The sequence below is a fragment of the Kytococcus schroeteri genome, assembly GCF_042433515.1.
GTDB lineage: Bacteria > Actinomycetota > Actinomycetes > Actinomycetales > Dermatophilaceae > Kytococcus > Kytococcus schroeteri.
The window spans coordinates 126,565-151,446 of the sequence record NZ_JBHLVH010000027.1 but is presented as its reverse complement, the minus strand read 5'-3'; the positions used below and the strand labels follow the sequence as shown (position 1 = coordinate 151,446).

The window sequence follows — 24,882 nt, the reverse complement described above, 5'->3', positions numbered from 1 at the left end:
GCTGCCTCAGGCCTGGAAGGCCTTGAGCGCGTTGAGCAGCAGGTTGGGCGAACCGTTCACCTTGTCGATCGCGTACTTCGTGGCGGTCGTGGTGAGGGTCTCCTTCACCTGGTCAGCGGTGGCCTCGGGGTTCTTCTGCAGCGCCAGGGCGGCCGCACCGGCCACGTGCGGGGAGGCCATCGAGGTGCCGGAGATGGTCTTGGTGGCGTCGTCGGAGTCCTTCCACGCCGAGGTGATGTCCACGCCCGGGGCCAGGATGTCCACGCACTCACCGAAGTTGGAGAACTCGGCCAGCACGTCGGTGTTGTCCGTGGCACCCACGGTGATGGCCTTCTGGGAGGCGGCCGGGGAGTGCTGGCAGGCGTCCTCGGTGTCGTTGCCGGCGGCCACGGCGGTCACCACGCCGGCGTCGCTCATGCGGTCCACGGCCTCGTCCATGGCCCCGAGCTTGGTGCCGCCCAGGCTCATGTTGGCCACGTCCGGGCCCTCGGTGGCGGCGGCCTCGTCCATGACCCACTCCATCGCGGCCAGGATGCCCAGCACGGAGCCCGAGCCGTCGCACTCCAGCACGCGGACCGGCTCCAGCTTCACGTCCTTGGCCACGCCGTAGGTGGTGCCACCCACGGTGGCGGCCACGTGGGTGCCGTGGCCCTGGCAGTCGTTGGTGCCCTCGCCGTCCTGCACGACGGTGTGGCCCTCGCCCACGCGGCCGGCCAGGTCCTTGTGGGTGGCGCGGATGCCGGTGTCGATGATGAAGGCGGTCACGCCCTCGCCGGTGCCCTCGTAGGTGTAGGTCTTGTCCAGCTCGGCCGCCTCCTGGTCCACGCGGTCCAGGCCCCACGGGGCGTCGGCCTGCTCCTCGTCGATGCTGACGCGCGCGTCGCGCTCCACCGACGCCACGGCCGGGTCGGCCTCCAGCGCGGCCACCTGCTCGGGGGTGAGGTCCGCGGCGGTCACGGCGCCCAGGGTGTCGAGCTGCGCACGGACGTCCACGCCCTGCGCGGAGAAGCGGGAGGCGGCCGACGCGGTGGCGGTGGCCACGGCCGTGCGCGCGGAGGAGGTGGTCAGCGCGCGGTCGCCGGTGGCCTCCTCGGGCAGCTCCAGCATGACGATCCAGTCGCCGGCGGTGGCGGCGTCGAACTGCGTGGACGAGGCGCCGGAGGGGGTGGCCTCGAGGGTCAGCGGGGAGGCGGTGGCGGCGCCGGTGCCCAGGGTCAGGGCGGTGGTGGCGGCCAGGGCGAGGGCGGTGCGGGTGGTCTTCACGGGGGTCTCCAGGTGGGTGCGGAGGGGGTGGTACCTGAGGTGTGTGCGTCGGGCCGGCGGCACGGGGCCGGGCCGGGACGTGCCGGGCCCCCGAGGGGAGCCCGGCACGTCCAGTGGGGAGATGTCCTGCCGTCAGGTCAGCCGGCGGAGACCTTCAGCGCGTTCAGCAGCAGGTTCGGCGAGCCGTTCACACCGTCGATCGCGTCCTTCGTGGCGGTCTCGGTCAGGGTGGCCGTGACCTCCTCCACGGTGGCCTGCGGGTTCTTCTCCAGGGCCAGGGCGGCGCCACCGGCGACGTGCGGGGAGGCCATCGAGGTACCGGAAATGGTGTTGGTGGCCTCGTCGTCGTCCATCCAGGCCGAGGTGATGTCGGTGCCCGGGGCCAGGATGTCGACGCAGTCACCGAAGTTCGAGAAGTCGGACAGCGCGTCACCCTCGGCGGTCGAACCCACGGTGATGGCGGACTCCGCACGGGCCGGCGAGTAGTTGCAGGCGTCGTCGGTGTCGTTGCCGGCGGCCACGGCGGTCACGATGCCGGCCTCGGTCATGCGGCCGATGGCCTCGTCGAGCACCTGGTCGGCGCCACCACCCAGGGACATGTTGGCGACCGACGGGGTGTCGCCCTTGTTCTCGATGACCCAGTCCATGGCGGTGATGATGCCGTCGGTGGAGCCGGAGCCCTCGCAGCTCAGCACGCGCACCGGGATGAGGTTGGTGCCCTTGGCGACGCCGAACTCCTTGCCGCCCATGGTGCCGGCGACGTGGGTGCCGTGACCGTTGCAGTCGTCGGTGCCCATGCCGTCGTCGATGGCGGAGAAGCCCTCGCCGACGCGGCCCTCGAAGTCGGAGTGGGTGGCGCGCACGCCGGTGTCGATGACGTAGGAGTTCACGCCCTCGCCGGTGCCCTCGTAGTTGTAGGTCTGGTCCAGCTCGGGGGCCTCCTGGTCCACGCGGTCCAGGCCCCAGGTGGCGTCCGTCTGCGCCTCGGTGGCGTGGACGGTGCGGCTCTTGGTCACCGAGGCCACGGCCGGGTCGGCCTCGAGCTCGGCGACCTGCTCCGGGGTCAGGTTGGCGGTGAAGCCACCCAGGGACTTGAGTTCGTTCTTGACGTCGGCGCCCTTCGCGGCGTACTTGGCGGCGGTGGCCTCGGTGGTGGAGGCGACGGCAGCCTTGGCGTCGGCGGACTTCATGCCCTGGGCGCCCATGGCCTGCTGCGGGAGCTCCAGCATGACGATGTAGTCGGCGGCCTGCGAGGCGCTCATCACGGTCGCGCCCTGCTCGGAGCCGGCGTTCACGTCGAAGGCGGTCGGCGCGGCCGTGGCGGTGGTGCCCAGCGCGAGGGTGGCAGCAGCAGTGAGGCCGAAGACGGTACGAACGGTGGTCATGAGTTTCCTCCTTGACGTCGATGGCGGAGTCCCGCCGTCGTGGCGGTTGGTCCGCCGGTGAGATCGATCGTGGGTCAACTCACTTTGCGTACCAACCCCTTTGACCATTCCTTGGGTCAACCGTGGTCTGCTGTGAGGGGCTCTTGGGGCGCACCCAAGAACGCCCCCGGTGGGCCGGGGGCGTTCTTGGGAGAAGGGGTGCCGACGGGGTCCGACGGCGGCTCGGGCGGGCCGTCAGCGGCGGCCGGTGAGCCGGGGCCAGTTGCGGTTGCCCACCTCGCGGCGCCACACCTCGCGCCAGGTGGGCACCGTCAGCCCGTGCACGTGGCGGGCGCGGCGGCGGGTGAGCACGATGCCCAGCGGACCGAGCAGGTAGGGCACGAGCACCACCGCCCAAGCCCGGCGGAAGGCCTCCAGCGAGTACCCGCCGCCCTGCAGGTCCAGGGACAGGCCGATGCCGAGGATGGTCAGCAGCGTGACCCCAAAGCCGGTCATGATGATGACGCCGGTGGCCGTACCCAGCCGCTCCGAGGGGGAGAAGGTGCGGGCGAAGTCGAAGGCCACCGCCGACCCCGGGCCACCGAGTGAGAGCCCCACCACCCAGGCCACCAGCAGCCACACCGGCGCCGGGCCGGGCCACAGCATCACCGCGGTCCAGGGCAGCGCGGTGGCGGCCACCACGAGCAGCGCCAGGGTGGAGCGGCGCAACGGGTGGCGCTGGGTCAGGAAGCCGACCGTCGGTCCGGCCACGACGCCCAGCAGCACCAGCAGGGTGAGCAGCCCCGAGGCGGTGGCGTCGCTGCGCCCCTCGGCCTGCGTGAGGTAGGGGAAGCCCCACATCATGGCGAAGGTCATGGGAGCGAACACGGTGGAGGCGTGGGTGAACGCGCCCAGCCAGGTACCGGGGTGGCGCAGCACGGCGCCCATGCCCGTGCGCGGCCGACGGGGTGCTGCCGGGTCGGCCTCCTGCGAGCCGTCGGGGCGGCGCGGGTGGTCGCGCACCAGCATGAAGGTGGTCACCGCGGAGAAGGCCGCGGTGAGGGCGGCCAGCAGGTAGGCGCTCGTCCAGCCGGTGGTGCGCAGCAGCCACACCAGGGGCAGCGCCGAGACCACCTGGCCGAACTGGCCCGTCAGACCGGTCACCTGCGTCATCACCGGCACGCGGTGGCTGGGGAACCACGCCGGCACGAGGCGGATCACCGAGGCGAAGGTCATCGCGTCGCCGACGCCCACCAGCACGCGGGCGGCGATGGCCCAGCCTAGGTCCGGCAGCAGGGCCATGCCGGTCTGGCCCAGCGCCATGCACACCGCACCGGCGGTGATGAGGCGCCGGGAGCCCCATCGGTCCAGGGCCAGACCCACGGGGATCTGCGCGCCGGAGTAGACCAGCAACTGCACCACCACGAAGGTGGCCACCACCGAGGCGCCCACGCCGAAGCGCTCCGCGGCGGGCACGGCGGCCACGCCCAGGGAGCTGCGGTGGAAGACGGCCACCGCAAAGGCGAAGACGCCGGCGGCCCAGACCATCCAGGCCAGGCGCGGCGTCTCCTGCGGGGTGCTGCTCGCGGTGGAACGGCTCACTTGGGCGGCATGCGCAGTGCGCCGTCGAGGCGGATGACCTCGCCGTTGAGCAGCGGGTTCTCCACCAGGTGGGTCACCAGGGCGGCGTACTCCTCCGGCTTGCCGAGGCGGGCCGGGTGGGGGACGAGGGCCTCCAGGGTCTCCTTCACGTCACCGGGCATGCCGGCCATCATCGGGGTCTCCATGACGCCCGGGGCGATGGTCATGACGCGGATCTGGCTGGGGGCCAGGTCGCGGGCGGCCGGCAGGGTGAGGGCGGCGATGGCGCCCTTGGAGGAGGCGTAGGCGGCCTGGCCGATCTGGCCGTCGTACGCGGCCACCGACGCGGTGTTCACGATCAGGCCGCGGTCGCCCTGGCCGCGCTCGTCGGCCACCGGCTCGTTGGCGGCCATGGCCTCGGCAGCCAGGCGCAGCACGTTGAAGGTGCCCACCAGGTTGATGTCGATGACCGTCCGGTAGGTCTCCAGCGGCAGCACGCCCTTGCGGCCCAGGATCTTGCCCGGGGTGGCCACGCCGGCGCAGTTCACCGCCAGGCGCAGGGTGCCCAGCTGCTGGGCGGCGGCCACGGCGGCTGCCACCTGCTCCTCGTCGCGCACGTCGGCGCCGGCGAAGACCGCCCGGCCGTCACCGAACTCCTCGGTGAACGCGGCGGCGGCCTTCTCGCCGGCCTCGCCCGGCAGGTCGACGAGCACCACGCGGGCGCCGGCCTCGAGCAGGCGGCGGGCGGTGCTGTTGCCCAGGCCCTGGGCGCCGCCGGTGATGAGGGCGACGAAGTCCTCGGTGATCTGCATCAGGTGTCCCTTCTGGCGTGGCCGCGCCGCCCGGTGGCGGGCGGCGCAGCGGGGTGTGGAGGTGGGTCAGCCCAGCGACTTGAGCATGTCGCGGGCGATGACCATGCGCTGGATCTGGTTGGTGCCCTCGAAGATCTGGGTGATCTTGGCGTCGCGGAAGTAGCGCTCGGCCGGGAAGTCGGTGGTGTAGCCGTAGCCGCCCAGCACCTGGATGGCGTCGGTGGTCACCTTCATCGCGGTGTCGCTGGCGAACATCTTGGCGATGGCGGCCTCGCGGCCGAACGGCTTGCCGGCGTCCTTGAGGCGGGCGGCGTGCAGGTAGGTGCTGCGCGCCGCGGTGGTCTGTGCCTGCATGTCGGCCAGCATGAACTGCAGTCCCTGGTTGCTGATGATCGGCTTGCCGAACTGCTCGCGCTCTGCGGCGTACTTCAGTGCCAGGTCGGTGGCGGCCTGGGCCAGGCCGGTGGAGGCCGCGGCGATGCCCAGGCGGCCGGAGTCCAGCGCGGCCAGGGCGATGTTCAGACCCTTGCCGGGGGTGCCGATGAGGTTCTCACCCGGCACGGTGACCTTGTCGTAGAGCACCTCGCGGACGGTGTCGGAGTGCAGGCCCATCTTGCGCTCGGGCTCGGCGAAGGTGAGGCCCTCGGTGCCGGCCGGGACGTGGAAGCAGCTGATGCCCTTGCCGTCGTTCTCCCCGGTGCGGGCGAAGGTGGTGTAGAAGTCCGCGTGGCCGGCGTGGGAGATCCACATCTTGCCGCCGGAGATGGCGTAGGACTCCGACCGGCCGGTCTCGTCGACCTCGCCGCTGCCCACGGCCTTGGTCTTCATCGAGGCGACGTCGGAGCCGGCGGCCGGCTCGGACAGGCAGTAGGAGCCGAACCACTGCCCGCCCACCATGTCCGGCAGCAGGCGCTGCTTCTGCTCCTCGGTGCCGTAGTTGAAGACCGGGAAGCAGGTGAGGGCGTGGATGGAGACGCCCACACCGATGGCCATCCAGGCGCTGGAGAGCTCCTCGATGCACTGCAGATACACCTCGTACGGCTGCCCGGCGCCCCCGTACTCCTCGGGGTAGGGCAGGCCCAGCAGTCCGGCCTCGCCGAGGGTCTTGAACACCTCGGCGGGGAACTCGGCATTCTTCTCGTACTCGTCGGCCTTCGGGGCGATCTCCTTGGCGGCGATGTCGCGGACGAGGGCGATGAGGTCTTCCGACTCGGGCGTCGGCATCAAGCGGGTCACGGGCATGCACACAGGGTAACGAGGGTCACACGGCGGTCGTGCCGCGCCCGGCCTGTGAGTCGCCCGGAGGCGTGCTAGGGCGGGTGCTCACCCCATCGGCCAGGCGGTGAGCTCCGGGAGCTTGCCGGTGCGTCCGTCACCCGAGGAGCGGCCGGTGACGCGCCGCCTCACCCACGGGCCGAGGTGGGTGCGGGTCCAGTCGCGGTGCTCGGCCCAGGTGCGCACCGGGGCGTCGGCGGGGTCGAGCGGCTCGCGGAAGGCGCCCCCGTCGGCCTCCTCGAAGCCCAGCGCGGCGTGCGCGGCGAGCGCGACGCGGCGGTGGCCCTCGGGGGTCATGTGGATGCGGTCCTCGCCCCACATGCGCCAGTCCTTGAGGAAGTCGCAGTCCCACTGGTTGAGCAGGTGGCAGCCGTGGCGGCCGGCGATGCTCACCAGGTGGGCGATGTACTGGCCCACCCGGCCGCGCGTGGCCGAGATGAGCGGCGCCCCGGCCGGGTCGGTGGGGGTGGCCAGCAGCACGTCGGCCGCCGCGGCCCGCAGGCGGATGACGGCCCGCTCCAGCTCGCGGGCCAGGGCGTCGGTGTCGGCACGGGGGCGCAGGATGTCGTTGCCGCCGCCCACGATGCTCACGAGCACGGGTGCGTCCGGGCGCTCGGCGCGGGCCTGCTCCACCAGGCGCAGGGCGGCCTCGGTCTGCGGGCCCGCCACGTCGGCCAGCTTGCGGCCGCGCACGGCGAGGTTCGCGTAGCGGAAGCGCGGGGTGCTGCTGCCGGCGGGCGGCGCCGGGGCGGTGGTGGCCAGCAGCGTGGCGAGGCGGTCCGCCCAGCCACCGAACTCGCCGACCGCGGGGGCCTCGTCGTCGCACATGCCCTCGGTGAACGAGTCGCCCAGGGCGACGTACGTGGCCCACGGACGCGGCGTGCTGGCCAGGTGCTGCAGCGGGCCGGGGACGGTGTGCAGGGGGTGGGTGCTCACGGCAGGCTCCAGTCCACGGGGTCGGCGCCCTGCTCGGCGAGCAGCGCGTTGGTGCGGGTGAACGGGCGGGAGCCGAAGAAGCCCCGGCTCGCGCTCAACGGGGAGGGGTGTGGGGACTCGACGCACGGCATCGGGGCAAGGTGGGGCGCCAGGTTGCGGGCGTCGCGGCCCCAGAGGATGGCCGCCATGGGCTGGCCGTCGCGGGCGCGCTCGGCCAGGGCGCGGATGGCCAGCTCGGTGACCTGCTCCCAGCCGCGGCCGCGGTGCGACCCCGCCTCGCCTGGCTGCACGGTGAGGCAGCGGTTGAGCAGTAGCACGCCCTGGTGGAACCACGGGGAGAGGTCGCCGCGGGTGGGGCGCTCGCAGCCGGTGTCGTCCACGAGCTCGGTGAAGATGTTGGCCAGGCTGCGGGGCACGGGCTGCACCTCGGGGGCCACGGAGAAGCTCAGCCCCACGGCGTGCCCGGGGGTGGGGTACGGGTCCTGGCCCACCACCAGCACGCGCACCCGGTCCAGCGGCAGGGAGAAGGCGCGCAGCACGTTCTCGCCGGCCGGGAGGTAGCCCCGGCCGGCGGCGATCTCCTCGCGGAGGAAGACGCCCAGCCCGGCGAGGGTCTCGGCGGCGGGTTCGAGCGCCGGCACCCAGGACTCGTGGACCCTGCCGGCGAAGGTGGGGGCGTCGTTCACGCGGGCCACGGTACGTCGTGCCGCCGGGGCCGGTTCCGCACCGGTGCTGATCTCGTCCTGCCACCGGTCCGAACTCCGCACCGGTGCGCAAGTCGACTGTCGAGATCCGCACCGGTGCGGGTCTGGGAGAGGTGGGCAGTCGAGATCCGCACCGGTGCGGGTCTGGGTCCGGCGATGGGTGGTCGACGGCCTCGTGTGAGGGCCCACCCTGGCGCGGGCGGACGCCCCGCGGGCGAATCACACGCATGTGGTTCGCCGGTAGACTGGCCCCCATGGGAGCAGTTGAGCAGACGACCGGGGCCGCGGGGGAGCTGTCCGCCCGGGACCGCGAGATCCTCGCCTTCGAGCGACAGGCCTGGCGCTACGCCGGCGCCAAGGAGCAGGAGATCCGCGAGCTGTTCGGCCTCACCACCACGCAGTACTACCAGCGCCTCAACCAGCTGCTGGACACCGAGGCCGCCCTGGCTGCGGACCCGCTGCTGGTCAAGCGCCTGCGCCGCCAGCGCGACGCCCGGCACAGCACCCGTCTGCAGGCGCGCACCCGCGCCCGCGGCCACTGACCGCCTCGGTGGGGGCGGAGCGCGCCGAGGGCGCGACGGGCCAGGAGCCCGAAGGCATGACGCAGGACCAGTCCGCGGCGGTCGGCGACGACGCGGCGGGGGCCACGGCCGAGGACGAGGCCACCGCCTACGAGGAGGCTGAGCGCTGGTCCACCGTGGTGCACGGGCACCACGTGGAGGGGCGCTTCCACAAGAGCTGGCCGGAGAAGAAGGCCTGGCTCGTCGTCGACGGCACGTGCGTGGGCCGGGCCGAGGACGACGGCGTGCTGCGGATCCGCGCCACCAGCGGCGCCCTGGCCAACGCCGGGTGGACGCTCGAGGAGCGCCGGGGCACCCCGTTCACCAGCGGCGCCACCCTCGAGGTGCGCCACGCCCGCGGGCGGCCCTACGACATGGACCTCGTGCCTGGCGCCGGAGCGGTCCCGGGGCCGTCCGCCATCGCCCGCACCGTGGGGCTCACACCGCCGGCCGGCAGCCGTGCCGAGCGCTTCCAGGCGCTCCGCTCCCGGCGCCCCCGGGTGGCGGCCGCCCGCTTCCTGGTGATGAAGCTCGGCTGGCTGGTCTGGCCGCTGCTCGTGCTGCTGTTCGGCCCGCTCGTCGACCGCATCATCGCGTGGCTGGAGCACTTCCTGCCGGACCTGCCGGACATCCCCTGGCCCCGCATCCCCTGGCCCGACATCCACTGGCCCCGGATCCCGTGGCCGGACCTACCCCGCATCCCGCGGCCCGACCTGCCGGACATCCCCTGGCCGGACCTGTCGTGGCTGTTCGCCTGGCTGGCGCCGCTGAAGCCGGTGATCCTGTGGGTGCTGGACCACGACAAGCTCATCTGGGGCGTCGTGCTCGGCCTGGTCCTGGCGCGCGGTGAGCTCAAGCGGCAGCGGGCCCGCGACGAGGCGGCGGAGGCCGAGCGCCGGGCCGAGCTGGCCCGGCTCGCCCGCGCGATGCGGGACGTGGCGCAGCGCGGCGGCGGAGCCCGCGTCACCCACGCCCTGCGCCAGCGGGCCGAGCAGGTCCAGCGCGGCGAGGACTGACCTCAGTCCGGCCAGAGGCCGCTGCACCCGCGCCTGTGGGACCCCAGCAGGTGGGTGTCCACCATCCCGACGGCCTCCATCAGCGCGTACATCGTCGTGGGCCCCACGAAGGCGAAGCCGCGCTGCTTGAGCGCCTTCGACAGCGCCACCGACTCCGCCGACCGCGTGGGCACCTCGGCCACCCGCAGCGGATGCGGGGTCTCGGCGGGCTGATGGGACCAGAGGAGGTCCACCAGCCCGCCGTCCTGTCGCAGCGCGAGGGTGGCCCGGGCGTTGCCGATGGTCGCCTCGATCTTGCGCCGGTTGCGCACGATGCGGTCGTCGGCCATGAGGCGCTCGACCTCGGCCGGGCCGAAGGCCGCCACCGCCTCGGCGTCGAACCCGGCGAAGGCCTCCCGGAAGGCGGGGCGCTTGCGCAGGATGGTGGCCCACGACAGGCCGGACTGGAAGGCCTCCAGGCTGAGCCGCTCGAACAGCCCGGTCTCGTCGCGCACCGGCAGGCCCCACTCGGTGTCGTAGTAGTGGCGCAGCAGGTCGCTGCCCTCGGCCCACGGCGTGCGGGCCAGCCCGTCGGCGCCCACCACCACCTCGGAGCCGGCCGGGACGGCGGGCCGACGGGCGCTCACCGCTGCATCCCCGTCACGCGCAGGGTGAGGTTCAGGCGCCCCGGCAGTCCCACCCGCTCCTGCTCGGCGGCCACGGGTCCCGGTGCGGTGCCCCCGTGGACGGCCGGCACCCCGTGGAAGGCGCGGCGGGCCGCCCCGCCGAAGACCACGAGGTCGCCTCCCTCCAGACGCAGGTCGGTCCACGGCCGGGTGCGGGTGGTGGTGTTGCCGAAGCGGAAGGTGCACGCGTCCCCCACCGAGAGGCTCACCACGGGGTCCTCGGTGCGTTCGTCGGCGTCGCGGTGCATCCCCATCGACGTGCCGGGTGCGTAGTGGTTGAGCAGCGCCGCGTCCGGGGCGGGACCGGGGTCCTCGTCCGCCCGCCGCCACCCGGTGGCCACGAGGGCGCGGTGGTACAGGCGCGTCATCCAGGCCGGCACGGGCAGCGGCACGGCGCCCGATGCGGGGTCGAGCGCCGCGTACCCCCGGGCCGTCCACACCCAGCCGAAGGGCACCATCGTCACGCGCATGCGTCCACCGTGGACCTCTGGGGCGTGCGCGGGCACCGGGCCGGCTGCCCAGTCGGCGTGGTGACGCACGAGCCAGCACTGCTGCTCGGCGGTGAGCCACCCCGGCACCCAGTGGCAGCCCGGGGACACCTCCTGCGCGGGGCGGGGGAGCAGCTCGTCGCCGAAGAGCACGTCAGGCGGTGGGGGCGGGTCCGTCGTGCGTCGCGTCGGCGTGGGCGGCCCCATCGAGCACCCCGGTGGACTCCAGCACCTCGCGGAAGGCCTCGACGCCCTGGGTGAAGTGGTACTGCCGCGCCCGGATGCCGATGGCGGCCGCCCCCTCGACGTTGTCCGCGCGGTCGTCCACGAAGACCACCTCGCCCGGCTCCACCGGGTGCCCGGCTTCGGCCTCGGCGCGCAGGATCGCCCGGAAGAAGTCCGGCTCCGGCTTGGCCACGCCCAGGCGCGAGGAGGTGTAGACCTCGTCGGCCAGGTCGGCGAAGGCGCCGCTGTCGGTGAGCCAGGCCGCGCGATGCGGCTGCTGGTTGGTGGCCATGGCCACGCGCACCCCGCCCTGGCGGGCGGTGGCCACCATCGCCCGCTCCTCGGCCAGCGGCTCGGTGCGGTGCCACAGGCGGGCCACCTGCTCGGCGTCGGTGGAGTTGCCGTGGCCCTCCAGGATGCCGGCGATGGTCTCCGGGAAGGTCAGGTCGGTCTCCTGCCCGGTGAGCAGGAACACCTCGGCCACGAAGACCTCGTCGAGCACGGCCTGGGCGCGGCCCCACAGCGCGGGGTCGTCGGCCACGCGGTCGGCCGGGGCGCCCCACCCGGTGGCCAGGAGGGTGATGGCCTCGTCCTTCCAGCCGTCGGGCATGCGCTGGATCACGGCATCGGCGTCGAGCAGGAGGAGGCGCACGGCGTCAGGAGTCGGCATGGGGCGATCCTCCCACTGATCGGCCGTGCGGCCGAGTCGCGCGGGCGTGCCGGGCGGGGCGGCAGGAGGCCCGCGCCCCGCGCTTTGCGCTCTCCGGGGGCGAGTGCCAGAATCGCACTTGGCACTCGGCGGCTCCGAGTGACAGGTCGCAGGGCCAGCAGGACGAGGAGAGTGCCCCCGTCCGGCCCGGCCGGTCGCCACGGAGCCGACCCGGGTGAAAGACACCGACCACAGGTCGAGGGGTCGATGCCGGGCGGTCCGCACCGCGCGGGGCGACCCCGTCCGTCGCGGGCGACCGGTGGTCATCCGCTACGCGTGTGGGAGGAAACCACCGATGGCCAAGACCATTGCGTTCAACGAGGAGGCCCGTCGCGGCCTCGAGCGCGGCATGAACACCCTTGCCGACGCCGTGAAGGTGACGCTCGGCCCCAAGGGCCGCAACGTCGTGCTGGAGAAGAAGTGGGGCGCCCCCACCATCACCAACGACGGTGTGTCCATCGCCAAGGAGATCGAGCTCGACGAGCCGTACGAGCACATCGGCGCCGAGCTGGTCAAGGAGGTCGCCAAGAAGACCGACGACGTCGCGGGTGACGGCACCACCACCGCCACCGTGCTGGCCCAGGCCATGGTCCGCGAGGGCCTGCGCAACGTGGCCGCCGGCGCCAACCCGATGGGCCTGAAGCGCGGCATCGAGAAGGCCACCCAGGCCGTCTCCGACGAGTTGCTCGCCATGGCCAAGGAGATCGACACCAAGGACCAGATCGCGTCCACCGCGTCCATCTCCGCCGCCGACCCCGAGATCGGTCAGGTCATCGCAGAGGCGATGGACAAGGTCGGCAAGGAGGGCGTCATCACGGTCGAGGAGAGCAACACCTTCGGCATCGACCTCGAGCTGACCGAGGGCATGCGCTTCGACAAGGGCTACATCTCGCCCTACTTCGTCACCGACACCGAGCGCATGGAGGCGGTCTTCGAGGACCCCTACATCCTGCTGGTGAACTCCAAGATCGGCGCCATCAAGGACCTGCTGCCGCTGCTGGAGAAGGTCATGCAGTCCGGCAAGCCGCTGGTGATCATCGCCGAGGACGTCGAGGCCGAGGCCCTGGCCACGCTGATCGTCAACAAGGTGCGCGGCAACTTCAAGTCCGTCGCCGTGAAGTCCCCGGGCTTCGGTGACCGCCGCAAGGCGATGCTGGGCGACATGGCCATCCTCACCGGCGGTCAGGTCATCTCCGAGGAGGTCGGCCTGACCCTGGAGAACGCCGAGCTCGACATGCTGGGCACCGCCCGCAAGGTCGTCGTCACCAAGGACGAGACCACCATCGTGGACGGCGCTGGCGACGACGCCCAGGTGCAGGGTCGCGTGAAGCAGATCCGCGCCGAGATCGAGAACTCCGACTCGGACTACGACCGCGAGAAGCTGCAGGAGCGCCTCGCCAAGCTGGCCGGTGGCGTGGCCGTCATCAAGGCCGGCGCGGCCACCGAGGTGGAGCTCAAGGAGCGCAAGCACCGCATCGAGGACGCCGTGCGCAACGCCAAGGCCGCCGTGGAGGAGGGCATCGTCGCCGGTGGTGGCGTGGCCCTGCTGCAGGCCGCCACGAAGGCGTTCGAGGGCCTGTCCCTCGAGGGCGACGAGGCCACCGGTGCCGAGATCGTCCGCGTGGCCTCCAGCGCCCCGCTGAAGCAGATCGCCGTGAACGCCGGCCTCGAGGGCGGCGTCGTGGCGGAGAAGGTCCGCTCCCTGAAGCCGGGCGAGGGCCTCAACGCCGCTACCGGTGAGTACGTCGACATGATCGCCGAGGGCATCATCGACCCGGCCAAGGTGACCCGTTCCGCGCTGCAGAACGCCGCCTCCATCGCCGCGCTCTTCCTCACCACCGAGGCGATCGTGGCCGAGAAGCCGGACAACAACAAGGCCGCTGCCGGCGCCGACATGGGCGACATGGGTGGCATGGGCGGCATGGGCTTCTGATCCCACCGGCTGCCGGGCCCCGCGCCCGCGGCTGACGACGGGCGGTTCCTCCTGCGGGAGGGGCCGCCCGTCGGCGTGCGGGAGCGGTGGCGAGCGGCGCCGGGCGCACGGTCCACCACCGGGATGAGGGGTGGCCGGCGGTAGTGGTGCGAATCTCGCCCCATGGACCCGATGGACATGCGCACCTGCGAGCAGCTCATGGCCCAGCACCGGTTCGCCGAGCTCGAGCAGCTCCTGGACCGTCTGGCCCCCACCCACGCCCACGACCCCCTGTTCCACGTCACCTCCGCCTGGCACCTCCGCGCGACCCAGCAGCCGCGGGAGGCCGAGGAGGCCGCGCGCCGGGCCGTGGCCCTGGACCCCCAGGGGGTGAACCCGCTGCGCTGCTTGGCCGAGACGCTCCTGCAGAACCGGCAGTGGTCCGCGGCCCGGGTGGCGCTGGACGACCTGCACCGGGTGCGGCCGGACTGGTCGCCGGTGCACCAGATGTACGCCTATGCGCTGCGGGGCCTGGGTGACCTGGGCAACGCGCGACGTGCCGGCATCGAGGCGGTGCGGCTCGACGGGGCCGACCCCGCGGCGCACCTGGCCCTGGGGCGTGCGGTCTCCGTGGTGGACCCCGCCCTGGCCGAGCGGGCCTACCGCGAGGTGCTGGCCCGGGACCCGGAGCACGCGCAGGCGCGGCAGGGCCTCGAGCGGGAGCAGGAGTACCTGCGGCCGACCGGTCCGGGCGTGGATGGCGACCCGCGGCGCCGGCAGGTGCGGGCGTTCATGGAGGAGGGGCTGCTCGACGAGGCCGCCCGGGTGCTGCAGTCGCTGACGGACGCGTATCCGGACGCGGTCTCCCTGCAGACCGCGTGGACGGCGCTGCACTCTCGGCGGGGGGACCTGGGGGCGGCCGAGCACGCGGCCCGAGAGGTGGTGCGCCGGGAGCCGGGCTGGGTCGTGGGGCGGGTCAACCTGGCCAACCTCCTGCTCGACCAGCAGCGCCCCCAGGAGGCCCAGCAGGTGGCCCGGGAGGGCCTGGACATCGACCCGCGCAGTGCGCTGGCCCACGATGTGATGGCGGTGGCTCTCGAGCGGTCCGGGGACGTGCCAGGGGCGCTCCACCACGCCCGCGAGGCCCTGCGCTGCGCCGCGGACGACCCGCAGGTGCTCCAGGGGGTGCCGCGGTCGGCCCGGCTGGTGGAGCACCTGGCCGACGCGGGGCTGGCCAAGGACGACCCCCGCGTGGTGGAGCTGTTCCACCTGGCCACGCGGGGCGAGCACACCGCGCTGGACGAGGCGGTGGCGCGCCTCCTGGCCGACCATCCCGACACCGCGTCGGCCCACCACGTGTGGGCGCAGTCCCTGGCCCAGCGGGGGCGTTTCCAGGATGCCGCGGCGGAGGCGGAGCGGGCGGCCGAGCTGGAGCCGGGGGCCCGCGGCATCCGGGCCACGGCGGCGCGGTGCTGCCTGGCGGCGGGGCACCTGCTGGAGGGGGCGCACCACGCGCGGGCCACCGTCGAGCTCGCCCCGGACGACGTGGCGGCCCAGCTGCTGCTCTCCGAGGTCCTGGACCTGCTGGGCGACCACGAGGGGTCGGTGCGGGCGGCCGAGCAGGCGGTGGAGCTCGCCCCGGACGACCTGCGGGCCCGCGAGGCCGCCGGTTTCGCCGCGCGCGTGACCGACCGTGAGCGGTGCCTGGCCCACCTGCGGGCCGTGGTGGAGGCCGACCCGGGGAACGAGCACGCACGCGGTGCCTTGGCGGCCTTCGAGCAGGGCGAGGGGATCGGGCCCTCGCGCCGCACCATCGACTACCTGATCCGGCTCTCCGAGGCGCGGCGCCACGACGACGTGGCGGCCATCGCCGCGCGGCTGGTCGAGGCCTTCCCCGACGACGCCCGCGGGCTGATCCACCTCGCCATCGCGCGGCTCAACCAGGGGCGGCCCGAGGAGGCCGAGGCCGCCCAGCGGCGGGTCCTCGAGCTGGAGCCGGGGCTGCCGACGCACCACCTCTACCTGGCGATCATCCTGCGCCGCCAGGGACGCCACGAGGACGCGCTGGAGCCGTTGACGCGGGCGGCCGCGCTCGACCCCACCGACGTCATCGCCCACCGGGAGCTCGCGGAGGTCCACGGCCTCCTGGGAGACACCGAGCAGGCCGAGTTCCACGCCGAGCAGGCACGCGCGCTGGAGCCCGGTGGTCCCGCCAGAAACGCTGGTTAGGCTCGCGGCATGTCTGACCAGATCATCGAGTCCCTCGGGCGCGCCGTGCAGGCGAGCCCCGACGACATCGCGCTGCGACTCCACCTGGCAGACCTGCTGGTGGGGGCCGGCCGGGGTGACGAGGCGGTGGCCCACTGCGCCACCGTGCTGCAGCAGGACCCCACCAGCGGCCAGGCCCGTGCGCTGATGGCCCGTGCCCTCGGTGGGGGCGCACCCACCACGCCCCCGGCGGGCACGATGCCGGCCGCGGAGGCGAGCACCTCCGACCAGGCCCCTGTGCAGGGCGGGGCGTCGACCGGTGGGGGTGGGGCCTCGACCGACGGGTACGACTGGTCGGCTGCCGAGGAGCAGTTCCCGGACGCCCCCGGGCCGATGTTCGTGGAGCCCGCCGAGGGCGGGGTCGCCGGTGCTCCGGGCGGGGGCGGCCACGGCGAGCCGCAGCGCGTACCCGTGCAGGGCGAGCCGGCGGGCGTGGAGGACCTCTTCGAGGTGGAGCGTGCCGGCGTGACCCTGGCCGACGTGGGCGGCATGCAGGAGGTGAAGGACCGCCTCGAGGTGTCCTTCCTGGGCCCGATGCGCAGCCCCGAGATGCGGCGCATGTACGGCAAGAGCCTCCGTGGGGGGCTGCTGCTCTACGGGCCACCCGGGGTGGGCAAGACCTACATCGCACGGGCCGTGGCCGGCGAGATGGGGGCCGGCTTCATCAACGTGCGCCTCTCGGACGTGCTGGACATGTACATCGGCCAGTCCGAGGGCAACCTGCACGGCCTGTTCGAGCTGGCCCGCCGCAGCGCGCCGGCCGTGCTCTTCCTCGACGAGGTGGACGCCATCGGGCAGAAGCGCACCCGGCACGACATGGGGGCCATGCGCGGCGTGGTCAACCAGCTGCTGCAGGAGCTGGACGGCGTGGGCTCGGACAACGACGGCGTGTACGTGCTGGCGGCCACCAACGCGCCGTGGGACATCGACCCCGCGCTGCGCCGCCCGGGCCGCCTGGACCGCACGCTGCTGGTGCTGCCGCCGGACGACGCCGCGCGCGAGCAGATCCTGCGCGGCTACCTCTCCCGGCGCCCGGTGGAGGGGGTGGACCTGCGCCGCCTGGTGAAGGGCACCGACGGGCTGACCGGTGCGGACCTGGCGCACCTCGTGGACACCGCCGCCGAGCGGGCGATGATGGACAGCGTGCGCAGCGGTACGCCGCGCATGATCACCCAGCGCGATCTCGAGGCCGCCCTGGGGGAGGTGCGGCCCTCGACGGGGGCGTGGTTCTCCGCGGCGCGCAACGTGGTGACCTACGGCGACCCGTCCGGCGAGTACGGCGACCTGCGCACGTACATGAAGGGGAAGAAGCTGCTGTGAACGCCCTGTTGGAGGTGCGCGTCGCGCGCGTGCAGGAACTGCTGCGCCTGCGGCGAGTGGACGACGCCGCAGCCGAGCTGTCCCGCGCCACGGCGGAGTCGCCGGAGGAGGCACGGCTGCACCTGCTCTGGGCGAGCCTGCACCTCACCGCCGGTCGGGCGGAGGAGGCGCGGCAGGCCGCCGAGCGGGCCGTCGCCCTGGCGCCGGACGATCCGGTCACCCACATCATGCTGGGCGATGCCCTGCGGCAGGGCGACCAGCCCAAGCGGGCCCTGGGGGCCCTGACGCGTGCGGTGGAGCTCGACCCCCACCGGGCCGTGGGGCAGCGGGTGCTGGCGCAGGTTCTCAGCGACCTCAAGCGGTACACCCAGGCGGTCGAGGCGGGGCGCCGTGCCGTGGAGCTGGACCCGCACGCCGCCGACTCGTACTTCGCGCTGGGGTACGCGTTGCACGACCGGTGGCAGGGCGCGGCCGCGGACGCCTACCGGCAGGCGCTCGCCATCGACCCGCACCACCACCACGCGCAGCACAACCTGGCGGGTCTGGGCATGAGGAGGGACCGTCAGGGCTCGGCCCGGGAGTTCGCGGACCTGCTGGGCAAGGACCCCACGCTCACCATGCCGTTGCGGGCCCTGGACGAGATGGCGGCGAGCGCCCTGCAGCGCACGCACTGGGCGCTGGTCGTGAGCCTCGTGGCGGGACTGGTGTCCGTGCTCCTCCTGCCGAGGCCGGGCGGTGGGGTGCTGGGACTGGTGGTGCTGGGGCTGGCCCTCTGGTTCGCGTGGTCACGTTTCCGGCCGATCGTGCGGACCAACCGCCTCGGAGTGCGGGCATGGCTGCGGGGATACACGCGCCGCGACCCGCTGGGCGTCCTGTGGGCAGCCCTGCTGGGGCTGGTCACCCTGGCCCAGGCGGCCGGGGGAGTGACCGGGGCGGTCATGGGCCAGGACGGCGCGGCGCTGTACGGGCCCGCCATCCCGTGCATCGTGGCCGGGGTCGTCGTCTCCTGGCTCCGGGCCGTCGTGCAGGCGCGGCGCATCACCCGGGAGGCGCGCCGGGCCTGAGGGGCCCTGCGGCGAACTGAGGCGTCCGGCTCGTGTACCGGTGGCCGGTGGGGGTGGTGGTCTCCACGCAGGCCTGGCGGGCCAGCGCGAGCAGTCGTGCCCGGGCGGTCGGCTCGGTCCGGGGTGTCGTGGTCGTCGGCGGCCCGAGGGGTCTGGCGCTCCACCGTGGGTGGTTGCGTGTCTGGTTGCACTGGGTGCACAGGCCCTGCGCGTTGGCCAGGGTGGTGGGGCCGCCCTCGGAGAAGGGGACCACGTGGTCGGCCTCGCGCACGGGGGCGTCGCAGTAGGGGGTGCGGCAGGTCTGGTCTCGGGCCACCAGCAGGTCACGCTCCCCGGCCGAGAAGAGGCGTCGGCGCGGGTCGCGTCCCACGAGGGTGCCCGACTCAGGGTCGAGCAGGAGGCGCCGCAGGCTGCACGCGGCGGTGTCGCGGACCATCTGCCGGGCCACGGGAGCCGGCAGGGGGCCGTAGCCGCTGAGGACGGCCGGCTCGTCACCGCTGGTGAGCGCCCGGAGCACCGCCGTGCTGCCGAACAGGGTGCCGGCCGGCACCACGAGCTGCACCTCCACCGGGACGGCCGGGGCTTCCAGCTGGCCCGTGACGCGGCCGACCAGCACGTCGGCGCGGAGCTGACCCAGCGTCCGCTCGTCCCCTGCCGCCCGCAGGGCCTTGGCCTCCCGGTCGAGTGCTGCCCACACGGCCACGGCCTGGGCGGCGGGCAGGTGGGCGGCTACCCGCGCCATCGTGTCGGGCACGGGGCGGACCGACACGTGGCGCTCCCGGTGCGCCATGGCCGCCTGGCGCGTCGCGGCCTCGGGGTCGAGCCGGTAGGCGTGGTGCTTCACGCGGTGGACGACCTGCCGCGGTGAGAGGGACCCCAGCTCCGGGGCCACGAGCTCGTCGACACGGGCCCGGTCAGCGCGCGAGAGGCAGGCAGTGTGGGTGACCACGAGCTCCGCCTGGTAGCCGCTGGCGGTGCCCTCCAGCATCGCCCGGCGGGTGTGGGGGAGCTCGTCGGCGAGGACGCCGGCCAGGTGCACGTCGCGCACTCCACGACGGGGCGGCTGGCGCCGGGCGAGGCCCACCTGCGCACCCACCGTGGACCCGGCGTCGCGCTCCGGCACGCCCGCGGCGAGGTCCTCGATCGTCTGCTGCTCGGCCAGGCGCCGCACCGCCGTGAGCTGTGCGGCGGTGACGACGTTCGCCAGGTCCTCCAGGTGGCCGATGAGGTCCACGAGCTCGGCCGCCGTGCCGCCGCCCCCGCGGTCGAGCCAGCACTCGATGGCCTGCACGCCCGCCCGGTGCTCGGCCGTCCTGTCGACCGTCGGACCCGTCATGACGTCACCCCCTTGGTTTCCCGCAGGTGGAACACCCCGCGATGTTCTAGGACAAGTATAGCATGTAGCAGAACATGTGTGCTAATCCTCTGGGGGTAGCGTCGTCGCCGGGGCGGTGGAGGAGGTTGTCGGTGGTGCCTCGTACCTTCTGCGGCGACGGGGGACAGGAGCTCCTCCGCATCACAAGGAGACACACATGCGCCGAGCCGCACTCGCCGTGGCCGCCCTCGTGGGCGCCAGCACCCTCCCCACCGCTGCCCCCTCCGTGGCCGCCGGTTCGTGCACCATCACCACCCCCAGCAAGATCACCATCAACCGCGAGTTCCGGGAGTACCCGGTGAGCCTCTCCGGGGCGTGCGTGAACAAGGGAGGCGTGGGGTCCTGGCAGGCGATCCATCCGAGCAAGGGATCCCAGGAGTGGTTCCTCGTCAGCGGGGGATCCTCCGCCAATGGGGCGCGCCAGACCTTCGACGTGTACGACTGGATGTTGCCCGTCGGCACGTACAAGATTCGTCCCGACTACGCCTGCGACAGCACGTTCAACTCGCTCACGCAGAACACCCGCACCATGACGGTCAAGCTGGGCAGCAAGAACGCCCTGACCTCCAGCCGCAAGGGCGGCACGGTGACGCTGTCGAGCACGGTGTCCACGTACAACACCACCTACAGCCAGTTCCGCAAGCGCGGTGGGGCGACGGTGACGTTCTACGTGAAGAACGCCAACGGCACCTGGTCGCGCAAGGGGACGGCCAAGAGCGGCAGCACCGGTGTGGCCCGCCTGACGGTCACCTCGAGCAGCAAGCGCATCTACAAGGCCGTGACCTCCGAGGGCAGCACCTACTGGGTTGCCACCTCGGCGACGTCCACTCGCTGATGCGATGCCGGGGGCCACGCCACACGCCGTGGCCCCCGGCCGTGGGGCGTCGGCAACCGGGGTGCGTGGCCCCGGCGCCGGCTGCGCCCACCATCAGGTGGTTGCCTCAGCCCGGGGCGTGGCCGGGGAGGCGCAGCGTCAGGTAGGGCAGGAAGGCCTGGGTGAGGGGGCCGATGGCCAGGGCGTAGAGCACCGTGGCCACGCCGAGTGTGCCGCCGAGCAGCACGCCCAGGACGATGACGGCCACCTCCAGCCCCGTGCGCACCACGCGCAGGGACATCCCGGTGGTGCGGGCCAGGCCGGTCATGAGCCCGTCGCGGGGGCCGGGGCCCAGCTGGGCGCCCACGTACATGGCGGTGGCCGCGGCGTTGAGCACGATGCCGCCCACCATCAGGGCGATGCGGGGCGCCAACGTGTCGGGAGCCGGGAGGGCGGCGAGCACGAGGTCGGCCGCGGGGCCGATGAGCAACGCGTTGCCCAGCGTGCCCAGACCCGGCGGCTGGCGCAGCGGGATCCACGCCAGCAGCACCACGAACGACACGAGCACCACGATGACGCCGAAACTGAGCGGCAGGTGGTGGCCCAGACCCACGTGCAGCACGTCCCACGGGAACTGCCCCAACATGCCACGCAGCACCATGGCCATGGACGCCCCGTAGAGGAACAGGCCCATCAGCAGCCACGCCAGGCGCAGGGGCAGTCGTCTGGCGCGGAGCTGCTCGAGCGGTCCGAGGGCGGCCAGGGAGGCGCGGTGGGGCGCGGCCATGGGCGCAGTATGGGTGCTGTCGACCTACGCTTCGACGATGGCCCTGTGGATCGACCGCCCCGCGTGGCCGGCGCACGACACCGTGTTCAGCCATCTCGTGAGCGACGGAGGCCTGGAGGCGACGGGCGCCGCCTCGTGGGTGCGGGCGTCCGCGGAGCTGACCGACGCGTTGGCCGGGGCGGGCCTGCACCCCGGCTGGCTCGATGGTGACCACGCCGACGTGCCGGTCTCTGCCTTCGATGACCTGTTGGCCGCGGGCGCGCAGCTGCGCAGTGCGCGGGAGATCACGGCGATGCTCACCGCCACCGGGCAGCGCCTGCGCAAGCGGAAGGCCGAGAAGTGCCTGACCCGCACCGTGGTGGACGAGGGGCACCGGGTGGACCTCGTGCGCTCGGCCGCCGGGCCCGTGGGTGCGGCGGGGTCGGCCACGATGGAGGACGGTGGCCTCGTGGTGGCCGACGGGGCCGGGCGCGTGCTCCTCGTGCCGGGCGAGGACGGGTGGGGCCTCCTGCAGGGCGTGGGGCCGCAGGGTGTGGCCGGGGGCGTGCCGGGCCGCGACGTCGGCGGCCCGTCCTCCACGTCGGGGAAGGGCGCCCTCATCGGGTACGAGGAGGAGGTGCGGCGCGAGGGCGGGGTGCTGCGCCGTCAGCACCGTGCCTACCGACTCCAGGTGGTCGGGGGTCCGGACGGCCTGGCCGCCGTCGGAGCTGCGTGGTCCACCGGTTCCGAGGCGCCTGCCCCCATCGACGGTGCGCGCTGGGTGGGGCTGGCCGAGGGGCGTGCCCTGGTCGGCGGTGCGTCGTGGTGGCCGCTGGTGGCCCGCGGGATGGAGCGTGGCTGGGGCGTGTGATGCGGTCCGGGGGGGGCACACGTCCTCCCGGGTCGACGGGGCCGAGCCGTCGCCCGGACCGCGCGGCCTCAGGCCAGGCCGGCCAGCTCCCCGGCGATGTTGCGCGCGGCGGCGGGCGCCCAGGCGCGCCGGGCGTGGTCGGTCGCGTAGACGGACCCGGCCCCGAGGTGCTCCAGCACGGCCCGGCGCCCGGTGCGGAAGGCCTTGTCGGGCACGTGTGCGTACTCCTGCCGCACCTGGGCGGTGTACTCGGTGTAGCGCGTGGCATCTGACGCCAGGACCCACAGGTCGGCGTCGCAGAACGCCCGGGCACGCCGGAGGGCGCCGCCGTCGCCCTCGCTGCTGATGCCGCCGTCCCCGCCCTCCGCCCGGTGGTCGACGGTGAGCAGCACCAGCCGCTCCACCTCGGCCACCACGGCCTCCGCGGCCCCGAGCGCCTCCAGTTCGCGCCGGGCCAGCGCCGCGGACTCCCGCTCGTTGGCGCCGGCCCCCGCGGTGGGGTCGTACACCGCATCGTGGAACCACCCGGCCACGCGCAGGAGGGGCGCGTCCCCGGCGTTCACCTCGCCGGCCTCGGTGAGCTCCTCGAGCGCCCAGAACAGCTCCACCAGGTGCCGGGTGGAGTGGTAGGCGCGCCCCGGCGCGGTCCACGCCGCGAGCAGGCGGGCGCCGGCATCGACCACCGCCTGGTCCGGTGCGGCGGGGGCGAGCGTGCTCAGGTCCTGGCGCCACCAGGCGATGAGGGCGGGCATGCGCCTAGTGTGCACCTCAGCCGGGGAGGTGCCGCCAGTGCTCGCCCGGCAGAAGCTCCACCTGACCGTCCACCACGCACAGGGCCGACCGGTCGTCCAACGCCCACGCCTCGCGCCCGAGGATGCCGCCGCCTTCGGGCGCGGTGCCCCGCGGTGAGCAGCACGAGCTGCTTCACCTCCTGCACCGTGCTCGCGTCAACGCCAGCGTCTGCGCGGCAGACCATCGCGCACTTGCAGACGATCCCACGAGTGTGCGCGGGGAGGGCAAAGCGCTTCACCGGGACGCCGCCCTCCCCGCGCACACGGGATCCGTCCTTCTCACTCCGCGGGATGGACGTTGCTCACCACTGCAATCCCTGCGGTTCGGCAGGTCTCTGGAATGGTGAATTCTCCGGGGTCGTGGATGAACGCAGCGGACGCTTGGACATGTTGCCCGTCCATGACCTGCCCGCCCTCCGCGGAGACGGTGTGACGGGAGCCCTCGACGGAGAACGAGCCCGGGGGCCAAATGACGGCGGTTCTGGCGCTCTCTGGGCTGACGTCGGCGTCGAGATCTCCCGCCAAGGGTTCCACAACCCAGCACCCCTCGTCCTGGAGGTACCGCAGTGTCCCCTCGAGCATGGCCTCGCCCGTTGAACTGCTGTCCTTGGCCACCCAGAGGCTCGTGTCACCCTGGGCGCTCTTCTGGTCGGCGGAAGTGCAGCCGGAGACGATCAGTGCTGCAACCATGGCTGCACCCGTGGCCTCAGCCCACCAGGACATAGGCACCCCAGTGTCGCGTGACTCGGTTGAGAGGGGTGAAGAGCGACCTGTCCTTGAACCAGATCGTCTTGTACCCGTGGTGGATTCCGTAACCCTTGGTGCCGTTGTACCAGGGCCCCCCGCTGTTGCCGCCCGTCGTGTAGTGGTGCTCCATGGCGATCAGGCCGACAGGCTGCCCTTGGAGACGGTGGTGTCGTACACGGTGTCGCACCGCTTCCCGTTGCCGCGTCCGAAGTGGCACATGTAGGTGCCGACGCTGAACCCCGGCGCCTGAGCCAGGGTACGCACGTCGCGATAATCGGCCCGGAATCGGGGGCCCTCAATGTCGCTGGTCGTGTAGATCCGCATGTCGCCGTCCGCGCCGTAGTGGGAGGCGTTGTGGGTGACCTGGTGCTCGGTCGCGTTGTCGTAGTTCTCATGGGTGAATGGCAAGGGGCAATGTTGTGCTGTGGTCATTCCCCTCGTTCCGTTCCGGACCACGGTGAACGCCGAGGTGCACAGGAGGCTCGAGGTGCCCACCCGCTCCAGTCGCCCACCGCCGTTCACGGTCTCCTCGCCCCCTCTGCTGTTCGGGTCGAAGTACACCGTGATCTCGCTGATTGCTTCCCTCTCGGCCCGGGCCAGACGTGCATCCGATCCGGAGGGGCGCGACGTGGCGACGAAGACCTCGGCCATGCCGGTCACGGCATCTACACGGGAGACGGCCTCTGCGCCGAACTCCGCCTCGACTGCCGAGGCGGCCGCTCGGGCTGCCTGCACACGACCTTCGTGGTTCAGGGGGAGATCTCCCTGGATGGTTGCTGTCGTGCCCTCGGGGAATCGTGTGTCGGTTGAGGGGGCGGTGCCGGTGAACCCGACCCAGACGGTGCGGTCCGCGACGGAGAGGGACGACCCGGCGAAGGCCTCCGGGGCCAGTGCGGCGACCCTGTCGATCTCAGCCTGCGCTGAGTCCTGCCACTTCAGATCCTCCTGCACCTCAGCGACGCTTCGGCCTTCCTGCGCGGCGATGGTGGCAGCGTCTGCAGCGGTGGCAGCGGCGATCTCCTCGTCAGAGGAGTCGGGGGAACCGTCAGGTTGGACGGGCGCGGCCATGGGGGAGAGGTGTGTCTCGGCGTCCTCAGCCATGGCTGAGCCGGGAGGGAGGAACAGGGCGGCGACCAAGAGGCCGATGGCGGCACCGCTGCGCACGCTCGTGCGGTTCATTGCTGTCTCATCTCTCGAGGGAACCTGACAGGTTCCGGTGGCTCGATGTATGGCGCAGGTGGGGCGTCCCGCTAGGGGTGCTGAGTGAGCGCTTGGTAACGGCCTGGCGCCCGTGCGTGGGAGACTTCGCACGACGGCGTAGTCGGTTCAACGGAGTCTCCGTCCCGTGTCCGTCAC

Annotated in this window: 23 protein-coding genes; 8 read left to right on the top strand and 15 right to left on the bottom strand. The window is 73.3% G+C overall.

Going from position 1 to position 24,882, the window contains the following annotated elements; translation table 11 throughout:
* Positions 1-6: 6 nt before the first annotated feature.
* The 7 genes from ACFFHC_RS10925 to ACFFHC_RS10895 form a co-directional block, all read right to left on the bottom strand.
* Entirely contained in the window at positions 7-1,263 is a 1,257-nt protein-coding gene (locus ACFFHC_RS10925; RefSeq protein ID WP_141494461.1) for a S8 family peptidase, read from the bottom strand.
* Positions 1,264-1,400: 137 nt separating this feature from the next.
* Positions 1,401-2,648: a S8 family peptidase gene (locus ACFFHC_RS10920; protein ID WP_101849382.1), complete on the bottom strand. Its 1,248-nt coding sequence runs from the start codon at positions 2,646-2,648 to the stop codon at positions 1,401-1,403.
* A 234-nt stretch (positions 2,649-2,882) separates the two neighbouring features.
* Positions 2,883-4,229 carry an MFS transporter gene (locus ACFFHC_RS10915; RefSeq protein ID WP_237769721.1) on the bottom strand — a complete coding sequence of 449 codons (1,347 nt, stop codon included), beginning with the start codon at positions 4,227-4,229 and terminating at the stop codon, positions 2,883-2,885.
* Positions 4,226-5,020, bottom strand: a complete 795-nt coding sequence (locus ACFFHC_RS10910) for an SDR family NAD(P)-dependent oxidoreductase (protein WP_070703914.1) — start codon at positions 5,018-5,020, stop codon at positions 4,226-4,228. The genes ACFFHC_RS10915 and ACFFHC_RS10910 overlap by 4 nt, the downstream gene beginning before the upstream one ends.
* Before the next feature lie 66 nt (positions 5,021-5,086).
* Positions 5,087-6,262, bottom strand: a complete 1,176-nt coding sequence (locus ACFFHC_RS10905; protein ID WP_070703912.1) for an acyl-CoA dehydrogenase family protein — start codon at positions 6,260-6,262, stop codon at positions 5,087-5,089.
* An 81-nt stretch (positions 6,263-6,343) separates the two neighbouring features.
* A complete protein-coding gene (locus ACFFHC_RS10900; RefSeq protein WP_238138149.1) occupies positions 6,344-7,231 on the bottom strand; it encodes an SGNH/GDSL hydrolase family protein in 888 nt (295 codons plus the stop codon).
* Entirely contained in the window at positions 7,228-7,917 is a 690-nt protein-coding gene (locus ACFFHC_RS10895; RefSeq protein WP_070703918.1) for a uracil-DNA glycosylase, read from the bottom strand. The genes ACFFHC_RS10900 and ACFFHC_RS10895 overlap by 4 nt, the downstream gene beginning before the upstream one ends.
* A gap of 272 nt (positions 7,918-8,189) precedes the next feature.
* Between ACFFHC_RS10895 and ACFFHC_RS10890 the strand changes: the two genes are divergently transcribed.
* Together ACFFHC_RS10890 and ACFFHC_RS10885 are read left to right on the top strand one after the other, a co-directional pair.
* Positions 8,190-8,477 (top strand): DUF3263 domain-containing protein, encoded by a 288-nt coding sequence (locus ACFFHC_RS10890; RefSeq protein WP_083323453.1) that lies wholly within the window; start codon positions 8,190-8,192, stop codon positions 8,475-8,477.
* A 56-nt stretch (positions 8,478-8,533) separates the two neighbouring features.
* Positions 8,534-9,511 carry a hypothetical protein gene (locus ACFFHC_RS10885; RefSeq protein WP_141494462.1) on the top strand — a complete coding sequence of 326 codons (978 nt, stop codon included), beginning with the start codon at positions 8,534-8,536 and terminating at the stop codon, positions 9,509-9,511.
* Between the two features lie 2 nt (positions 9,512-9,513).
* Here ACFFHC_RS10885 and ACFFHC_RS10880 read toward each other — a convergent pair whose 3' ends face one another.
* The 3 genes from ACFFHC_RS10880 to ACFFHC_RS10870 are packed head-to-tail and all read right to left on the bottom strand — an operon-like array spanning position 9,514 to position 11,559.
* Entirely contained in the window at positions 9,514-10,137 is a 624-nt protein-coding gene (locus ACFFHC_RS10880) for a DNA-3-methyladenine glycosylase I (RefSeq protein ID WP_141494463.1), read from the bottom strand.
* The gene (locus ACFFHC_RS10875) at positions 10,134-10,817 is read right to left on the bottom strand and encodes an alpha-ketoglutarate-dependent dioxygenase AlkB family protein (RefSeq protein WP_238138150.1); all 684 of its coding nucleotides are present in this window, start codon (positions 10,815-10,817) and stop codon (positions 10,134-10,136) included. The genes ACFFHC_RS10880 and ACFFHC_RS10875 overlap by 4 nt, the downstream gene beginning before the upstream one ends.
* A 1-nt stretch (position 10,818) precedes the next feature.
* Positions 10,819-11,559 carry an HAD-IA family hydrolase gene (locus ACFFHC_RS10870; protein ID WP_070703669.1) on the bottom strand — a complete coding sequence of 247 codons (741 nt, stop codon included), beginning with the start codon at positions 11,557-11,559 and terminating at the stop codon, positions 10,819-10,821.
* Between the two features lie 334 nt (positions 11,560-11,893).
* On the opposite strand from ACFFHC_RS10870, the gene groL reads away from it, so the two are divergent.
* The 4 genes from groL to ACFFHC_RS10850 all read left to right on the top strand — a co-directional run bounded on the left by groL (position 11,894) and on the right by ACFFHC_RS10850 (position 18,162).
* Complete coding sequence (groL, locus tag ACFFHC_RS10865) at positions 11,894-13,531, top strand: chaperonin GroEL (protein WP_070703671.1); 1,638 nt, start codon at positions 11,894-11,896, stop codon at positions 13,529-13,531.
* A 162-nt stretch (positions 13,532-13,693) separates the two neighbouring features.
* Entirely contained in the window at positions 13,694-15,739 is a 2,046-nt protein-coding gene (locus ACFFHC_RS10860) for a tetratricopeptide repeat protein (RefSeq protein WP_180802211.1), read from the top strand.
* A gap of 9 nt (positions 15,740-15,748) precedes the next feature.
* Positions 15,749-17,098: an AAA family ATPase gene (locus ACFFHC_RS10855; RefSeq protein WP_379805343.1), complete on the top strand. Its 1,350-nt coding sequence runs from the start codon at positions 15,749-15,751 to the stop codon at positions 17,096-17,098.
* Positions 17,095-18,162, top strand: coding sequence for a tetratricopeptide repeat protein (locus tag ACFFHC_RS10850; protein ID WP_379805340.1), 1,068 nt, complete (start codon positions 17,095-17,097; stop codon positions 18,160-18,162). The genes ACFFHC_RS10855 and ACFFHC_RS10850 overlap by 4 nt, the downstream gene beginning before the upstream one ends.
* Here ACFFHC_RS10850 and ACFFHC_RS10845 read toward each other — a convergent pair.
* Positions 18,137-19,498 carry an HNH endonuclease gene (locus ACFFHC_RS10845; protein ID WP_379805337.1) on the bottom strand — a complete coding sequence of 454 codons (1,362 nt, stop codon included), beginning with the start codon at positions 19,496-19,498 and terminating at the stop codon, positions 18,137-18,139. The genes ACFFHC_RS10850 and ACFFHC_RS10845 overlap by 26 nt on opposite strands.
* Before the next feature lie 196 nt (positions 19,499-19,694).
* Between ACFFHC_RS10845 and ACFFHC_RS10840 the strand changes: the two genes are divergently transcribed.
* Positions 19,695-20,372 (top strand): hypothetical protein, encoded by a 678-nt coding sequence (locus ACFFHC_RS10840; RefSeq protein ID WP_070706099.1) that lies wholly within the window; start codon positions 19,695-19,697, stop codon positions 20,370-20,372.
* Positions 20,373-20,478: 106 nt separating this feature from the next.
* On the opposite strand, the gene yczE is transcribed toward ACFFHC_RS10840, so the two are convergent.
* Positions 20,479-21,138 (bottom strand): membrane protein YczE, encoded by a 660-nt coding sequence (gene yczE, locus ACFFHC_RS10835; protein ID WP_379805333.1) that lies wholly within the window; start codon positions 21,136-21,138, stop codon positions 20,479-20,481.
* 37 nt (positions 21,139-21,175) lie between these two features.
* Between yczE and ACFFHC_RS10830 the strand changes: the two genes are divergently transcribed.
* Positions 21,176-21,988 carry a DUF4031 domain-containing protein gene (locus ACFFHC_RS10830; RefSeq protein ID WP_379805330.1) on the top strand — a complete coding sequence of 271 codons (813 nt, stop codon included), beginning with the start codon at positions 21,176-21,178 and terminating at the stop codon, positions 21,986-21,988.
* Between the two features lie 68 nt (positions 21,989-22,056).
* Here ACFFHC_RS10830 and ACFFHC_RS10825 read toward each other — a convergent pair whose 3' ends face one another.
* The 3 genes from ACFFHC_RS10825 to ACFFHC_RS10815 form a co-directional block, all read right to left on the bottom strand.
* The gene (locus tag ACFFHC_RS10825) at positions 22,057-22,740 is read right to left on the bottom strand and encodes an HD domain-containing protein (RefSeq protein WP_141494470.1); all 684 of its coding nucleotides are present in this window, start codon (positions 22,738-22,740) and stop codon (positions 22,057-22,059) included.
* A 318-nt stretch (positions 22,741-23,058) separates the two neighbouring features.
* Positions 23,059-23,469 (bottom strand): hypothetical protein, encoded by a 411-nt coding sequence (locus ACFFHC_RS10820; protein ID WP_101850124.1) that lies wholly within the window; start codon positions 23,467-23,469, stop codon positions 23,059-23,061.
* A gap of 192 nt (positions 23,470-23,661) precedes the next feature.
* Positions 23,662-24,705 (bottom strand): chymotrypsin family serine protease, encoded by a 1,044-nt coding sequence (locus tag ACFFHC_RS10815; protein WP_101850123.1) that lies wholly within the window; start codon positions 24,703-24,705, stop codon positions 23,662-23,664.
* Between the last annotated feature and the right edge of the window lie 177 nt (positions 24,706-24,882).

What these genes read in the sequence shown, in the direction of transcription:
- groL (WP_070703671.1), top strand. Translation starts at nt 11,894, where the DNA reads ATGGCCAAGACCATTGCGTTCAACGAGGAGGCCCGTCGCGGCCTCGAG.
- ACFFHC_RS10815 (WP_101850123.1), bottom strand. Translation starts at nt 24,705, where the DNA reads ATGAACCGCACGAGCGTGCGCAGCGGTGCCGCCATCGGCCTCTTGGTC.
- ACFFHC_RS10820 (WP_101850124.1), bottom strand. Translation starts at nt 23,469, where the DNA reads ATGGTTGCAGCACTGATCGTCTCCGGCTGCACTTCCGCCGACCAGAAG.
- ACFFHC_RS10890 (WP_083323453.1), top strand. Translation starts at nt 8,190, where the DNA reads ATGGGAGCAGTTGAGCAGACGACCGGGGCCGCGGGGGAGCTGTCCGCC.
- ACFFHC_RS10845 (WP_379805337.1), bottom strand. Translation starts at nt 19,498, where the DNA reads ATGACGGGTCCGACGGTCGACAGGACGGCCGAGCACCGGGCGGGCGTG.
- ACFFHC_RS10910 (WP_070703914.1), bottom strand. Translation starts at nt 5,020, where the DNA reads ATGCAGATCACCGAGGACTTCGTCGCCCTCATCACCGGCGGCGCCCAG.
- yczE (WP_379805333.1), bottom strand. Translation starts at nt 21,138, where the DNA reads ATGGCCGCGCCCCACCGCGCCTCCCTGGCCGCCCTCGGACCGCTCGAG.
- ACFFHC_RS10905 (WP_070703912.1), bottom strand. Translation starts at nt 6,262, where the DNA reads ATGCCCGTGACCCGCTTGATGCCGACGCCCGAGTCGGAAGACCTCATC.
- ACFFHC_RS10825 (WP_141494470.1), bottom strand. Translation starts at nt 22,740, where the DNA reads ATGCCCGCCCTCATCGCCTGGTGGCGCCAGGACCTGAGCACGCTCGCC.
- ACFFHC_RS10830 (WP_379805330.1), top strand. Translation starts at nt 21,176, where the DNA reads ATGGCCCTGTGGATCGACCGCCCCGCGTGGCCGGCGCACGACACCGTG.
- ACFFHC_RS10855 (WP_379805343.1), top strand. Translation starts at nt 15,749, where the DNA reads ATGTCTGACCAGATCATCGAGTCCCTCGGGCGCGCCGTGCAGGCGAGC.
- ACFFHC_RS10860 (WP_180802211.1), top strand. Translation starts at nt 13,694, where the DNA reads ATGGACCCGATGGACATGCGCACCTGCGAGCAGCTCATGGCCCAGCAC.
- ACFFHC_RS10885 (WP_141494462.1), top strand. Translation starts at nt 8,534, where the DNA reads ATGACGCAGGACCAGTCCGCGGCGGTCGGCGACGACGCGGCGGGGGCC.
- ACFFHC_RS10840 (WP_070706099.1), top strand. Translation starts at nt 19,695, where the DNA reads ATGCGCCGAGCCGCACTCGCCGTGGCCGCCCTCGTGGGCGCCAGCACC.
- ACFFHC_RS10920 (WP_101849382.1), bottom strand. Translation starts at nt 2,648, where the DNA reads ATGACCACCGTTCGTACCGTCTTCGGCCTCACTGCTGCTGCCACCCTC.
- ACFFHC_RS10870 (WP_070703669.1), bottom strand. Translation starts at nt 11,559, where the DNA reads ATGCCGACTCCTGACGCCGTGCGCCTCCTCCTGCTCGACGCCGATGCC.